At 67.9% G+C, this 14,689-nt stretch carries 12 protein-coding genes; 7 read left to right on the top strand and 5 right to left on the bottom strand.

Annotated elements, in window-relative coordinates; genetic code table 11:
* Positions 1 to 6: 6 nt before the first annotated feature.
* Entirely contained in the window at positions 7 to 2,013 is a 2,007-nt protein-coding gene (locus tag L1787_RS18705; RefSeq protein ID WP_235710630.1) for a BTAD domain-containing putative transcriptional regulator, read from the top strand.
* Positions 2,014 to 2,043: 30 nt separating this feature from the next.
* Here the strand turns inward: L1787_RS18705 and L1787_RS18700 are convergent, their stop codons facing one another.
* A complete protein-coding gene (locus L1787_RS18700) occupies positions 2,044 to 2,439 on the bottom strand; it encodes a hypothetical protein (RefSeq protein ID WP_235710629.1) in 396 nt (131 codons plus the stop codon).
* Here L1787_RS18700 and L1787_RS18695 point away from each other — a divergent pair.
* From L1787_RS18695 to L1787_RS18680, 4 genes are all read left to right on the top strand, one after another.
* Complete coding sequence (locus L1787_RS18695) at positions 2,438 to 3,709, top strand: YcaO-like family protein (protein WP_235710628.1); 1,272 nt, start codon at positions 2,438 to 2,440, stop codon at positions 3,707 to 3,709. The two genes, L1787_RS18700 and L1787_RS18695, sit on opposite strands and share 2 nt — an antisense overlap.
* 79 nt (positions 3,710 to 3,788) lie before the next feature.
* Positions 3,789 to 4,622 carry a hypothetical protein gene (locus L1787_RS18690; RefSeq protein WP_235710627.1) on the top strand — a complete coding sequence of 278 codons (834 nt, stop codon included), beginning with the start codon at positions 3,789 to 3,791 and terminating at the stop codon, positions 4,620 to 4,622.
* Between the two features lie 128 nt (positions 4,623 to 4,750).
* Complete coding sequence (locus L1787_RS18685) at positions 4,751 to 6,913, top strand: anthranilate synthase component I (RefSeq protein WP_235710626.1); 2,163 nt, start codon at positions 4,751 to 4,753, stop codon at positions 6,911 to 6,913.
* Positions 6,910 to 7,995 (top strand): tryptophan 2,3-dioxygenase, encoded by a 1,086-nt coding sequence (locus L1787_RS18680; protein WP_235710625.1) that lies wholly within the window; start codon positions 6,910 to 6,912, stop codon positions 7,993 to 7,995. Before L1787_RS18685 ends, L1787_RS18680 begins: the two co-directional genes overlap by 4 nt.
* A gap of 19 nt (positions 7,996 to 8,014) precedes the next feature.
* Here the strand turns inward: L1787_RS18680 and L1787_RS18675 are convergent, their stop codons facing one another.
* The 4 genes from L1787_RS18675 to L1787_RS18660 all read right to left on the bottom strand — a co-directional run bounded on the left by L1787_RS18675 (position 8,015) and on the right by L1787_RS18660 (position 12,209).
* A complete protein-coding gene (locus L1787_RS18675; RefSeq protein ID WP_235710624.1) occupies positions 8,015 to 8,308 on the bottom strand; it encodes a hypothetical protein in 294 nt (97 codons plus the stop codon).
* An 81-nt stretch (positions 8,309 to 8,389) separates the two neighbouring features.
* Positions 8,390 to 9,178, bottom strand: a complete 789-nt coding sequence (gene surE, locus L1787_RS18670; RefSeq protein WP_235710623.1) for a 5'/3'-nucleotidase SurE — start codon at positions 9,176 to 9,178, stop codon at positions 8,390 to 8,392.
* Between the two features lie 129 nt (positions 9,179 to 9,307).
* Entirely contained in the window at positions 9,308 to 10,534 is a 1,227-nt protein-coding gene (locus L1787_RS18665) for an OpgC family protein (RefSeq protein ID WP_255720637.1), read from the bottom strand.
* A 322-nt stretch (positions 10,535 to 10,856) separates the two neighbouring features.
* Entirely contained in the window at positions 10,857 to 12,209 is a 1,353-nt protein-coding gene (locus L1787_RS18660) for a tetratricopeptide repeat protein (protein WP_235710621.1), read from the bottom strand.
* Positions 12,210 to 12,863: 654 nt separating this feature from the next.
* Here L1787_RS18660 and L1787_RS18655 point away from each other — a divergent pair.
* A complete protein-coding gene (locus L1787_RS18655; protein WP_235710620.1) occupies positions 12,864 to 14,069 on the top strand; it encodes a YeeE/YedE family protein in 1,206 nt (401 codons plus the stop codon).
* A 96-nt stretch (positions 14,070 to 14,165) separates the two neighbouring features.
* Positions 14,166 to 14,645, top strand: a complete 480-nt coding sequence (locus L1787_RS18650; protein ID WP_235710619.1) for a DUF302 domain-containing protein — start codon at positions 14,166 to 14,168, stop codon at positions 14,643 to 14,645.
* Positions 14,646 to 14,689: the final 44 nt, after the last annotated feature.

Below are 14,689 nucleotides of genomic sequence, written 5' to 3'. Positions count from 1 at the left end.
CCGCAAGTGAGATTGCTCGGGTCGCCATGCATCATGGTGAACGGGCGGTGCCTTGAGTTTCCGACCCGCAAAGCCGCCGCGCTTTGCCTCTTTCTGGCAGCCAATGGGGGCCGCCGGATCGAGCGCGCGCGCCTCAGCGGCCTTCTTTGGAGCAATTCGGAGACCGAACTCGCCCGCGCCTCGCTGCGCAAGGCGCTTTCGATGTTGACTGCCGTCGATCCATCGAAGTCGCTGCTCGGCAAGGATCGCGCGCACATCTGGTTCGCGGGCGATCCGGCCAAGTCGGATCTCGCCCTCTTCAACCAATGCCTCAATCTCGGAACGGAAACCGCGTATCGCGAGGCGCTCGGGCTGTGGCGCGGCGAGCCGCTGCAGGGCCTGGAGCTCGGCGATCCGTCCTTCGACGAGTGGGTCTCGACCTATCGCTCCGACACGGTCGGCATCACCCACCGTCTGTTGTGCGACCGGCTGAAGGGCCTCGTTCAGAACAAGGCGCCGGCGAGCCATCTCATCGCGCTGTGCGAGCTCATCGTCCGCATCGAGCCGACGGACACCGAGGCCAATGAACGGCTGATCCACGCCCTTGCCGACGAAGGCGACACCGCGGCCGCCGCCAAGCGCTTTCGCAGCTACAGCACAGCCCTGGCGGAACTCGACGTCACCGTTCCGCGTCACCTCGCCGAGTTCGTCGGCGCCATGAGCGCGCCGGCGCCGAGCCGCCCGATCGAGGCTTCGACGCAGCCGACCTTCCAGAACCAGCTTCCGCTGCGGGAGAAAAGCGGCGCGATCGACCATTTCCGCCAACGGCCGACCGTCGCGCTCGTCCGCCCGAACGGAATGCGGCCGACGCCCGACCTCTTCTCCTTCGCTCACTCGGAGGTGATGTTCCAGCTCGCTCGTTTTCGCTCCATGCGCTGCTTCGAGCGGGACGCGCCGGGTGCCGGCGGCGCAATCGATCCTTCTGCGAGCCTCATCAGCCGCGTCAAGCTGAGCGACGCCGTCGACCACGACTATCGGCTGTTGTTGTGGGACGAACCGGCCGCGCGATCGATCTATCTGCGCTGCGTCAACGCCCGGCGGCAAGACACGGTCTCGTGCGTGCGGCTCGATTATGAGAGCCTCGCCGACCGGACACAGGCGGAAACGATCATCGCCTCCGCCGTCAACAGCCTCGAGCAGGATATTCTCGACGACGAGGGCAGCGCGCGCGACACCGTCTTCGGCCGTTGGCTCGAAGCCTATAAGCTCCTCACCCGCTGGACGCACTCCTCCGACCGCGAAGCGCTCGCGATCCTGGAGGATCTCGCGGGCGATGAAGAGGGCAAGCGCCTCAGCCTCGTCCATTCCTCGATCAGCTCGATCCTGATGATCCAGCGGCTTATGGTGCCGACCGGCAAGGAGCTGTCCAATAACGGCCTCGAGCGCGCGCGCGAGTGCATCGACCACGCATTGCGTCTCGATGATCTCGAACCGTTCAACCACGTGATTCTCGGTTGGCTGCGCGTTCAAACCAATGACCATGACCGTGCGCTGCACGCCTTCGACGACGCGCTCGCGCTCAATCCCTATTCGAGCCGCACCCTGATCGCGGCCGCCGAGGCCAATGCCTATTGCGGCCAGATCGAACGGGCCCGGAAACTTTCGAGCCAAGCCGTCAACCTCGCCGGCCACTACGTGCCGCCGTGGTTCCACGGTTATATGGCGAACATCACCTATCTCGCGGGCGACCTCGAGGAGTGCGTCAACCACCTGCGTCGCGCGCCCGAGAATGTCCACTCGTCCCTCCTCGCCGTCGCGGCGCATCAGGAACGGGGGGACACGCGCTCCGCATCGGCGGCGCGCGTCTCGTTCGATCGGGAAGTCCGCCGCAGCCAGCCGCACGTTGCGGTCGACGGCGATGCCTTGTCGCGCTGGATCGTGTGGTCGAACATGACCCGCGATCAGTCCACCCGGCAGCGCCTGTTCAACGCGCTCGAAAAGGCCGGCGTGCCCGTGGTCGGTCCGGGCGCCTAACCCGGACCGAAGGGGCTCTCGCGGCTGACCTCAGCTCAGCGGACGGTGGCAGCCGAGCACCGCCATGGTGCCGAGCATCTTCAGGTACTCGTGATCGTTGGCGCGCAGGCGGCCCGCATCCACGACCTGCGGCAGCACCACGTGCACCGTGTTGTCGTCATCCTCGTGCAGCACGATGTTGAGGCCGTCGAGTTCTTCCTGAGCGACACCCGCAGAGCGCAGATACGCGATCGGATCGTTCCGGAACGCTTCGCGCTTGGCCGGATCGTTGGCGGCTTCGCCGAACGCCTTGCCGATCTGAGGAATTGCCGAACGCTTCACGCCAATTCGTGCCATTTGCTTGCCCCGCAAGTCACGCTTAACCAAACCTTCAAGATGTTCCGAGACATCAAAGGCATCACAGTCAATCTTAGCTTCGAAGAACATGACCAAGGCCCCTTTTAAACCAATCGACGTCCGGATCTCGTCCGGCAGTGACGTAAAACTACCACTGCATTTGGGCGGCAGCATAGAGTTGCGTTTGCGAATACTTGAAACGCTTATCCACACCTGCCCTGCCCACTTCTTCATCGCTTTTGCGGCCAACGACGCGGCCGATCCGACCTGGATGACCGCCTGGCGCGCCGCCGCCGGCCGCGCGATGACGGCCGAAGACGGGCGCTTCGCCGCCATATGTGAAGCCGTTGAGCGCGCTTCTTTATTTACGGAAGGGGAAAGTGACCGCCGACTCGGGGATCAACCACCGGCTGAAAGTGATGCCCTCAATATCGAGTCGTTGTGGCAATATAGTGCAAAACAACTGCAACAGTTTCGAGCAAACATGCGTTTTATTGCACGTTATAATTGTGGACAAGGAGTGGACGAGCTGTGGGTGACGGGCCATCACCTCACCCGCGGCACCGCACATCGGCTGCCTGCAAGCAGCGTTTTGCTCGGCGAAGACGAACGACTCGGACTTCCCCCCATTATTTCTTCGTCCAGTGGTGCGGCGGTTCGCGAAACCTTCGCCGGCGCGACACAGCACGCCGTGCTGGAGCTCGTGGAGCGCGATGCCGTGGCGATCTGGTGGTACAATCGACTCGTCGCCCCACGCCTCGATCCGGCTGAGGCCGATCACGCCCTACCCCCACCTCTCGCGCTTTGGTTGCGAGAACGCAAGCGGCAGACCTGGCATCTTAGAATTGCGACCGACCTGCCGGTGCCCGCGATCGTCGCGCTTTCCGCCGAGCCCGACGGAAGCGGCGTCGCGATCGGCGCGTCCGCCGCGCTCGACCCGGCCGCCGCCGTCCGCTCCGCGACCCTCGAACTCCTTCAAGGCGAAATTGCGCTGACCCAGATGGCGATCGCGCAGACCTGGGATGCCCCGCCGCCGATTCCGCACCTTCTCGGCTGGTCCGGGGAGACCGACGCGCACGCATCGCCCCACCTCGCCGGGGACGGCACGGCTCCACTCGGCACGCCCATCGCGTTCGACACCCTCACCGCCGCCTTCGACGAACGTGGTATCGACGTCTATGTCGCGAACCTCACCCGCGCCGATCTCGGCGTGCCGGCGGCGAAGGTGATCTCGCCGCATCTGCGCGATTGGCTGCCGCGCTTCGGCCCCGGCCGCCTCTATGACGTGCCCGTAGCGCTCGGCCTCCTCGATACGCCGACCGCCGAAGAGGCGCTCAACCCGGTGCCGTTCGTCATCTGACGCGCCGGCTGCTGTTCACCATCGCGCGCGGGTGCTACGCCCGCTCACCCGGTCACGCACCGGCCCGCGGAGGACCGTCATGACGATCGAAACGACCCGCTTCATCGGCTTCGGCGGCCTTCTCGCCGCCCTCCTCCTTGTCGCCGGCTGCGTCGGCGGTGCGGACGGCGGCGCGGACGCCGCACGCAGCGGCTGCGTCGCCCCCGCCTCATTGAGCGATGCCGACGACGACCTTTCCGTGCTCGGCGACCTGTGCGCCCGCGAGACCACCTTCACCGAAGGCGGCGAGAGCTGGCGGATCCAGACGATCGAGAGCGGCCGGCGCGGCCCCCTCTTCGTCCTGCCGCACGATGACGAGAACGCCTCCCTCGCCACCGCCGCCTACGCCCTCAAGCGCTATGGCGGCGCGGCGACGATGGTGGAGACCGGCGGCCGGCGCATGAACGGATCGATCGACCCGAACCGCAATTTCGACGCGGGGGCCCTGCGCTGCGGCAAGCCGGGGCGGAGCGAGCGGTTCGTCGCCGCGATGCTCGCCCCCGGCGGACGGCCGGTAATCGCGCTGCACACCAATGCGCGCGGCTCGGCCCGCACCGGCGGTTCCGGCTCCATCTCCATCCGCGCCCCCTATGCCGGCGCGACCGCCTTCCCGGTCGACGGCGCCAGCGAGGACGCGATGGTGATCCTCGCGAGCCGCAACGGGGCGGAGGACGGCAAGGTGCGCCGTCTCGCCGAGGCGCTGAACGCGGCCGGCGTCAACGTCCTCGTCGAAACCGTCGATCTCGACGACACCGACTGCTCGCTTTCCCATTATGCCGTCGCGAGCGGGATCGCCTACGCCAATGTCGAGGCCGCCCATGGGGACGCGGCGACGCAGCGTGCGATCCTCGACGTCCTGATCAAGACGCTCTGAGCCCGGCGCGGGCGGGCCTCCCGCCCGCCGGCGCGAGAAACGTTGACAGACATGGCCCGTCGGGCCAGCGTCCCTCGGATTCTGAGACCGGGGCGCGGGGCCCCCGGTCCCCTAACGGCAGACCCGGAATGACCACACAGACCTTCGACACCGCGGGGGGCGTTCGCGTCACCCGCATCGACCGCGGCATCGAGTATGAAGGGGCGCTCGGCGAATGGATCGAGCGTCTCGATCGCGAGCGCGGCTGCGTGTTCTCGTCGAGCTACGAATTTCCGGGACGCTATACGCGATGGGACTTCGCCCTTGTCGACCCGCCACTCGCCCTCGAGGCGCGCGGCCGGCGGGTGACGGTCCGCGCGCTCAATGCACGCGGCCTGCCCTTGCTCCTCGCCTGTAGCGCCGCATTCGACGCCGCCGGCCTCGCGGCCCAGCGTGATGGCGACACCGTCGTCACCGAGCTGCCCGAGCCGGATGACAGCCTGCTCACCGAAGAGGATCGCAGCCGCCGCCCCTCGGCCTTCACGGCCCTGCGTGCTATCCGCGACTTTTTCGCGAGCGAGGCCGACGGTCAGCTCGGCCTCGCCGGCGCCTTCGGCTACGATCTCGCCTTCCAGTTCGATCCGATCCCGATGCGGCTCGAACGGCCGCAGAGCCAGCGCGATATCGTCCTCTACATCCCGGACGAGATCCTCGCCGTCGACCATTATGCGAAGCGGGCGACCGTCGCCGCCTACGACTTCGCATTCGGCGGGGAGACGAGCGAGGGCATCGCGCGCGTGCCGCAACCGACGGCCCTTCCCGTCGCCCGCAACAGCGCCGACGACGATCATGCCCCCGGCGAATACGCCGAGACCGTCCGCCGCGCCTTTCCCCATTTCGCCCGCGGCGACCTCTTCGAGGTGGTGCCGAGCCAGACCTTCCGCGACCCGCTATCGGGAACGCCGTCGCAGATCATGCGGCGCCTGTCGGCGATCAATCCCTCGCCCTACGGCTTCTTCATCAATCTCGGGAACCAGGAATATCTGGTCGGTGCCTCGCCGGAGATGTTCGTGCGCGTCAACGGACGGCGCGTCGAGACCTGTCCGATCTCGGGCACCATCGCCCGCGGTCGCGACGCGATCGAGGACGAGGCGCAGGTGAGGAAGCTCCTCAACTCCAAGAAGGACGAGACCGAGCTGACGATGTGCTCCGACGTCGACCGCAACGACAAGAGCCGGGTTTGCGAGCCCGCCTCGGTGCGCGTTCTGGGGCGCCGTCAGATCGAGATGTACTCGCGCCTCATCCACACCGTCGACCATATCGAGGGAACGCTCCTCGACGGCCGCGATGCGCTCGACGCGTTCCTGTCCCATGCCTGGGCCGTCACCGTCACCGGCGCGCCCAAGCGCCGCGCGATGGCGTTCATCGAGGAGCACGAGCGTAGCCCGCGCGCCTGGTATGGCGGCGCGGTCGGCATCGTTCAGTTCAACGGCGATCTCAACACCGGCCTCACATTGCGGACCGTCCATATCCGCGACGGCGTCGCCGAGGTGCGCGCCGGGGCGACCGTCCTCGCCGATTCCGACGCGGACGAGGAGGAGCGCGAGACCGTCCTCAAGGCCTCGGCGATGCGGGCGGCGATCCGCGGCGCGGGCAAGGCGGACGAGGCGGTGGTGAAGCCGCCTTTGCCGGGCGCCGGCAAGCGCGCCCTCCTCGTCGATCATGACGACAGCTTCGTCCACACGCTGGGCGGCTATCTCCGTCGCGCCGGCCTGGAGGTGACGACGGTGCGCGCGCCGCTCACCCCGGCGATGCTCGCCCGATTTGCGCCGGATCTCGTCGTCCTCTCGCCCGGCCCCGGCACCCCGTCCGATTTCGACTGCACGCAGACGATCCGCATCGCGCAGGAAAAACGCCTGCCGATCTTCGGCGTCTGTCTCGGCCTTCAGGCGATGGTGGAGGCCGAGGGCGGCCAACTCGCCCAGCTCGACATCCCGATGCACGGCAAGTCCTCGCCGCTCACCGTCGAGGCGGTCTCGAAGCTCTTCGCCGGGCATGACGGGCCGTTCGTGGTCGGCCGATATCACTCCCTGGTCGCCGATCCCGCCCACCTTCCCGCCGTCTTCCGCGTCACCGCGCGGTCCGACGACGGGGCGATCATGGCCCTCGAGCACCGCCATTATCCGATGCTCGCCGTCCAGTTCCACCCGGAGAGCATCATGTCGCTCGGCGGCAATGTGGGGATCCATATCGTCGAAAACGCCGTCGGCGCGCTCCTTTCCCCGCCGGCAACCAGCGAGGCGGCCGCATGAGGCGAGGCGTCAAGCCCGCCGGACCGGGCGAGATCACCTATTCAAGCTATCTCGCCCTCGACGAAATCCTCGGGGCCCAGCGCCCCGAGAGCGCCCGCCTCGGCGTCGATGCGCACGACGAGCTGCTCTTCATCGTCGTCCACCAGACCTATGAGCTCTGGTTCAAGCAGATCCTTCACGAACTCGACCGCGTCCAGGCCGACTTCGCCGAACGCCCGGTCGACGATTGGCGGCTCGGGCGGATGGTCCACGCGCTGCGCCGGATCGGCGCGATCCTGAAGCTCGGCATCGCCCAGATCGACGTGCTGGAGACGATGACGCCGCAGGATTTCCTCGATTTCCGCGGCCTCCTCTCCACGTCGTCCGGCTTTCAGTCGCTGCAATTCCGCCTCGTCGAGACGCGTCTCGGCCTCGGCTCCGCCCGCCGCCTTCTCTATGAGGGAAAGACCGTCGACGCGGACATGAGCGAGGCGGAGCGCGCTGCCTATCACGCCGCGGAGACGGCGCCCACGCTGCGCGACCAGCTTGACGCTTGGCTCTCCCGCACCCCGTTCGTCGCCGAAGAGCGCTACCCTTTCCGCAAAGCCTATCGCGAGGCGGTGATCGCGATGCTCCGCCGCGAGCGCGACGACGCCCACAGCGCCGAGCAGACCGACGAAGCCGCCGCCATCGACCGCGCCGCACGCGCCTTCGAGGCGATCTTCGAGCCCGATCCCAAGGCCGGCTGGTCGATGTCGGCGAAGGCCGTCGAGGCGGCGCTCTTCATCACCGTCTATCGCGACATGCCGGCGCTCCACATGCCGGCCTCGCTCCTGTCGGCGCTGATGGATATCGACGAGGCGATGGCGCTCTGGCGCAACCGGCACGCTTTGATGGTGGAGCGGATGATCGGAATGCGCTCCGGCACCGGCGGCTCGTCCGGGCACGACTATCTCTCCCGCACCGCGCGCGAGCACCGCGTGTTCGGCGATCTCTTCCGCTTGTCGACCTATTTGATCCCGCGCGATTCGCTGCCGCCGCTGCCGCCGGAAATCGTCCGCGACATGGGCTTCGTCTACGCCACCCCGGCCGATAGGCCATGAGCGGGCGACAGCCCTTGCCTCACATGATGGGGCACCCCTCGGCCTCCATCCGCCAGGTCGGCACGTTCTGCGACATGTCGCACCGCGCCGTCATCCGGCGCGGACCGATGGTGAGACAGGCCCGCTCGCCGATCTCCACCCGGCCGCCTGTGCTGTCGCGACAATAGCAGTCGGGATAGGAATAGCCCTGCTTGGCGGGCGGCGGGACGAAACGGTTGGTCACCGTGATCCCCTCCGCGAAGGCGGGCGCCGGAAGGCCCACCCCGCCGACGAGACACCCCAAAATCGCGCCGGATAGACCATATCGCCGCATCGAGACCTCCCGATTGCAAGGCGAAGAGACTACTCCGTTAGGGTGTATTCCCCAACCCGCTCGGCCTGAGCGGCGCGCGCCCTAGCCGAGATTGGGCAGCGGCGCGACGGCGAGCGTGTCGCCGAACTCGGCCCGGTAGTTGTCCCAATCCCCTTCCGCATGGCGGTCCGGGCGGAGGGGGGTGATGGTGATCTTGTTGTCGAGAAGCTGCGCGTAATCGCACTCCTTGTCCTCGACGAGATTCTTGGCGCGCCGGAACTGAAGCCAGAAATAAGATCCGCCCCGCACGTCGACCCGCTCGGTGACGTTGACGCCCTCGATCAGCCCATGGCCCGGCCGGCAGATGGACACGCCCGTCACCTCACCCGGCGCGCATGCCGGGAAGTTGATATTGGGCGCGACCGGACGCGGCCAGGGCACGGCGAGAAGCCGCTCGATCAGCGGCTTCGCGTAGGTGCGGGCCGTCTCCCAATGGATGTCGACGCCCTGGAACATCTGGCTGAGCGCGATCGCCGGCACGCCGACGGCGAGCGCCGTCATCGCCGCGCCGACGGTCCCGGAATAGGCGATCGAATCGGCCATGTTGCCGCCCCGGTTGACCCCGGAGAGGACGAGATCGGGCTTGCCGTCCAAGAGATGCTCGACGCCGAGCACGACGCAGTCGGCGGGCGTACCCTTCACGAAGAAGCGCTTCTCGCCCGCCTGGTGGACCCGCAGCGGCTCGTGCAGGCTGATCGCGTGGCTGACGCCGGACTGGTCGGTCTCGGGGGCGACGATCCACACATCGTCGGTCAAGCTCAGCGCAATCTCCTCGAGGAGCTTGATGCCATCGGCGCGCGCGCCGTCGTCGTTGGTGATGAGAATTCGCATGGAGGCCTGATCGCTAGGGGTCGCGCCGCGTGGCGCAGGTCGGGACGGCTCGGGGACACGCAAACGTCCCCTCCCCGCTCTACCCCATCGCTCGCCGGGTTTGAACCTCGCCGAGCGCGATCGGACGCCCTAGGCCGGCTCGTGAACGCGCGGCCGCGCCGGCGGCTCGGGCGCCGTGGCGACGGTGTTCGCCGGCCGGGACGCTCCATGCGCGGCCGCCGGCGGGGCGCGCCAAGGCTGCTTCTTGAACCAGGCGACCATGTAGGCGACCGCGGTCAACACCACGAACCCGGCGAGGTTCACGAGGAGATAGGTGAACGCCGTCCGCCCCGTGAGATCGAGGACCATGCCGAAGAACTGCGCCGCGACCATGCCGGTGAGGAAGACAGCCAGCGATTGCTGCCCCACCTTCCGAACGACGCGCACGAAGGCGGCCCACGCCCCGTCCCCATCGAGACGTCGCCCCCGCGCGCCGGCCGCCGCATAAGCCAGATAGGCGAGCGCCAGGAAGTGGGTGAAGCGGAAGATGCCGAAATCGGTCTTCTCGAAGAGCGGCCAGGTCGCCTCCCGGAAGGGCATCACGAACGGCACGTTGTTCCAGCCGAAGCGCGAGGCGAAGAGGAGGTTGAGCGCCAGCACCACGACCGCGAGCACAACGAGGCTCGCCTTCACCGGCGGCGCCTTGATCCACCCCATCATGAACGCGAAGCCCGTGAAGAAGATGAGCTGCCAGCCGAACGGGTTGAAGAACCATTCCCGCTCGATGCCCGGCCGCACCTCGGCGCTGAACTGCAGGATATCGAACTGGGCCAGGAGCCAGACCGCCCCCATCGCCGCGAACGCGAGCCAGCGATTCTTGAGGCCGAGCAGCGCCACGATCGGCATCATCGCCAGGATGACCATGTACATCGGCAAAATGTCGAAATAATTCGGCACATATTGCAGCGTCATCAGCGCGACGAGGTGGTCGCCGGTCATCTCGAAGAACGGCCGCGTATAGAGGCGCTCGGTGTAGAACGTGTCGCCGCGGAGCTGGTCGAACCAGGCGATCATCGCGACGGTGACGAGGAAGAGGCAGATGTGCGCCCAATAGACCTGCCAGACCCGGAAGGCCGTGCGGGCGGTGCCCATCCAGAAGGATCGGTCACGGAAGATGGAGCCGAAGGCGATCGCCGAGGCCATGCCGGAGCAGAAGACGAAGATTTCCGTCGCGTCCGAGGCGCCGAATCGGGCCGGAATCCAGCTATTCCAGGCGTTGGTCGGAATGTGCGCGATGAAGATGATGTACATCCCCAAGCCGCGGAAAAAGTCGAGACGAAGGTCGCGGGGGCGGCGCGCGGGCGCAGATGCGTTCATGCGGCGAACGTCGAGGTGAAGGGCGAAAACGGCATTAAATCCTCCGAGCGGGCTTGGCCTTAGCCCGACCGATCCATGTTGGCGAGCATTGCGGGGTCGTCGTCCACCGCGCCCATCAGGCTGCGCGCGACACAGACTTCATTGTCAGCCGTTTACCTGAACGGTAACACAATCATCCCGCATCTGCGGCAATCTGCCGGCCTTCGTGCGACCAAAGCGGCCGGATCCGAGGCGGCAACGGCGATCGGCGCGTCCGCCCCGTCGGCGCGATGGCGACCCGCCCGTTGCCCACCGCGCCACGCCTGCCCCGCCGAATCGCGTCCTAAAAGGCGAGCGCGACGGCCGGCGGCGCGGCGACCACGGCCGGCACACAGCGCGCCATCCGGTCCCGCGCGAAGCGGTCCCACGCCCCCCGCCGGCGCGCGCGATCCTCGATGAGGGAGCGCGCCACCACGACATTCTCGGCCCGCAAGGCCGCGTCGATCGTGAGGCGCTCGAACACGTCGCGCTGCGCATGACTGCCGCCGATGCGGTTGAGATCGCGCCGGGCGGCGAGAAGCCCGCGCAAGGCATCCGCGTGCCGTCCCCGCGCGAAGGCGGAGAGGCCATCGGCCGCCGGCGCGCCGACTTCCGCCGCGATCACGCCGAACTCGGTCCCATCATCAGCCCCCGTGAGACGCGCCACGAGCCGGTCGGCCGCCGCGCCGCGCCCCGATCCGAGCAGCGCCATCAGATAATGAAGATCGGCGAAGACCATACACCCGTCTTCGATGCGCGCCTCGGCGAGCGCTGCAAGCTCGTCCCATCGCGTACCGACTTCGACGCCCTCCGCCTCGAGTCGCGCGAGGAGCGAGACGGCGTTCGCGATATCGCGATAATCGTCGGTCTTCTCGCGGCGAATTTCGGTGTCGTAGAGGTCGAGGACCGTGTCGACGGCGCCGAGCTCGAGCTCGAACAGCGCGCGATGCCACCACACATGGTGGCGGAAATTGTTGCAGTCGGCGAACACCTTGGGCCTGTCGAGCAGCCAAGCGCGTCCCGCCGCCGCTTCACCGCGCATCTCGTGGACATGCGCGACGGCGTGGAGCGCCCAGGCATCGTCCGGGGCGAGTTCGATCGCGCGGCGACCGGCGCGCTCGGCGCGGTGATAGTCGCCGGCCTCCTCCGCGGCGAACGCGAGGCAACCATGCGCGTAGCCGATATGGGGATGATCGGGGCCGAACCCCTCGATCGCCGCCGCCACCGAGCCGTTCATGCCGGCGGTGTCGCCATAGAGGAAGCGAATGGCCTGAGCCATCTTCAGAGCGAAGCCGTCGGCCGGAAAACGCGTCAGGATCTCGTCGCAGATCGCCGCCGCACGGGATGGGCGGCCCTCGACGAAGGCGCCGAGCGCGGCGACGAGGAGACCGTCGTGCGACCCCTCGGCGGGGGTCTGCCGCACCGCTCGGGCATAGAGCGCTGCGGCTTCGCGCGTCGGCTCACGCCGGCCGAGAAGGAGAAAAGCGAGCCCCTTCGCCGCGAGAAAGCCGGGGGCATCGGGCGCGGCGGCACCGAGCGCGGCGAGGCGATCGGGCATGGTGGACGAATGGGCCATGACGGCGGTGACGAAGCGCGTCCACTCGTGTTGCGCGTCGGAGAGGGATGGCGGAATAGGGGCCTCGGAGCGAGCGATCATAGGGGTCCTCCTCGCCTCTGAAATGCCGGGCTTGCCGATTTCGAATCGGAGCGCGGCGGTACGTCTGGTCCGTCGAAAAGATAACGTTGCGACGACAGGAACGGATGACGGTTGACACCTTCGTGAGACGAATTGCGGCGCATGGCGGCCACCTTCGCCGGGCGTTCCCCAACCTCGGATGAACCGCCCGCCGCCCGCGGACCGCCGGGACACGATGCCGCGAGGCGCCGCGAGCGGCGCGCGAGCAGGGGCATCATCGCGGGTGGTCCGCACCGGCCGAGCCCGGCGCGGATGCCGTTCGGCCGCCGGCAACCGAGCCGAAACGGAGCCGTCGCGGAGCCGCCTTAGGGCCGTCAGGGGCGCATATCAGCCGGCGGGTCCGGCTGCTATCGCGGTCGGACGCCGCATGATAAAGCCGGCCACCATATTCGCTGTGGCCGAACCGGCCACCATGTCCGCCATGGCCGGTTCGCCGAGGGCGGCGCGGACGGCCCACGTTGCGCCCTGCCGGTCACGTCTTATCTCGGCGTCACGCCCCCTTGCAGCGGTTTAGCCTTTCGGCAAGAACATCCGGCGGGTCATGCCCCTCGGGCGGCGCGTGCGGTGCGGATCTCCCCCCATCGCGAGACGGGCCCAACACTTGGAGATGGAACCATGTCGGCCAGCCAGCCACCGCACCCGCAACGCGTCCTCGCGATCGGCGCGGCTTGCGTGCTCGCGATCATCGCCGTGCTCGCGGCGGTCACGGAACGGCCCTATCTCGGGCTCGCGACGCTGGTCGGCGGGCTCGCCGGTTTCTCACTCTATCATGCCGCGTTCGGCTTTACTGCCGGATGGCGCCGCTTCATCCGCGAACGGCGCGGCGGCGGGCTGCGAATGCAGCTCATCCTCGTCGGGATGACGACGATCTTCGCGATCCCGATCATCCATTATGGCGACGCTGTCGGCATTCAGGCGAGCGGCTTCGTCTTCCCGTTCGGGCTCGCCGTCATCATCGGCTCGTTCATGTTCGGGTTCGGTATGCAGCTCGGCGGCGGGTGCGGCTCCGGCACGCTCTTCACCGTGGGCGGCGGGTCGACGCGGATGCTGATCACCCTCGCATTCTTCATCGCCGGTGGCCTCGCGGCGACCCATAATTTCGCCTTCTGGCAATCCCTCCCGGCGCTCCCTTCAGTCGGTTTCGCCTCCACCTCGCTCGGGCCGATGGGCGCGATCGTCGTCACCATCGCCGCCCTCAGCCTCCTTTATGCGATCATCGCAAGGGCCGAGCGCCAACGCCATGGCGACCTCGACAACGGCAAGGCGATGGGCTCCCTCCTCTACGGGCCGTGGTCCCTGTGGGCCGGCGCGATCGGCCTCACCATCGTCGGCGTCCTCACGCTTCTCGTCCTCGGCCGCCCCTGGGGCATCACCTCGGGCCTCACTTTGTGGGGTGCGCAGATCGCCAACGCGGTCGGCGTGCCGATCGTGGACTGGCCCTATTGGACCTATGCGATGGGCCAGGTCGACGCCTCGATCCTCGCCAGCGGCACCTCGGTCATGAATCTCGGCCTCATCGTCGGCGCGTGCCTCGCCGCCACGCTCGCCGGCCGCTTCGCCCCGAAGCTCAACCTTTCGGGGCGCGATATCGCCACCGCGATCATCGGCGGTTTCCTGATGGGCTATGGCGCCCGCATCGCCTTCGGCTGCAATATCGGCGCGCTCCTGTCCGGTATCGCCTCGGGCAGCCTCCACGGCTGGGGATGGTTCCTCTTCGCCTTCCTGGGCAGCATCGCCGGGGTGCGGATCCGCGAGTGGATCGGGATGGATCCGCCGCGCGAACCGGTCGCCCCCCGCCACGCCGTCGGCGCCCAGAGCTGACGCAGCACGGGATCGTGAGCGCGCCGCGCCGATCGTGAGGCGACCGGGCGGCGCGGTCGGCGATAGCTTCGGGAGGCACTCGCACAGGAGCCTCCCATGCGCACGCTGATCATTCTGCTGATCGCCCTCGCACCGGCCTCCGCCGCGGCGGCCGCGCAATCGACGCTCGGCCATCCCGACGGCTGGTCCGTCCACATGACCGGCAAGAATTCCGCCGCGCTGCTGTCCGACCTCAAATCGGCGATCGCCTCGGAGAAAATGGGGCTCGTCACGGAAGCGGGACCGACCGAGGCGGCCGCCCAGCGCGGCGAGACGATCCCCGGTAACAGGGTTCTCGGCGTCTTCCGCAACGACTTCGCCGTGACGATCATCCGCGCCGCGCCCGCGGCGATGATCGAGGCGCCGATCCGTTTCATGATCATGGAAGAGCCGGACGGCACGGCGACGCTCGCATACAAGCGCCCCAGCGCCGTGTTCGCGCCCTATGAAGCGACGGGCGGCGAAACGCTCGCGCGGGCCGCCTCGGACCTCGACACGATCTTCGCGGCGATCACGGAAAAGGCCGTCGGCGAATGACGGTTTGCCTCGATCGTGTCACCGGCCCCGCCGGGCCCGCGTTC

Source organism: Acuticoccus kalidii (genome assembly GCF_021556395.1).
Taxonomy (GTDB): domain Bacteria; phylum Pseudomonadota; class Alphaproteobacteria; order Rhizobiales; family Amorphaceae; genus Acuticoccus; species Acuticoccus kalidii.
The sequence above is the reverse complement of the archived record's forward strand: the minus strand, read 5'-3'. Positions and strand labels throughout refer to the sequence as shown.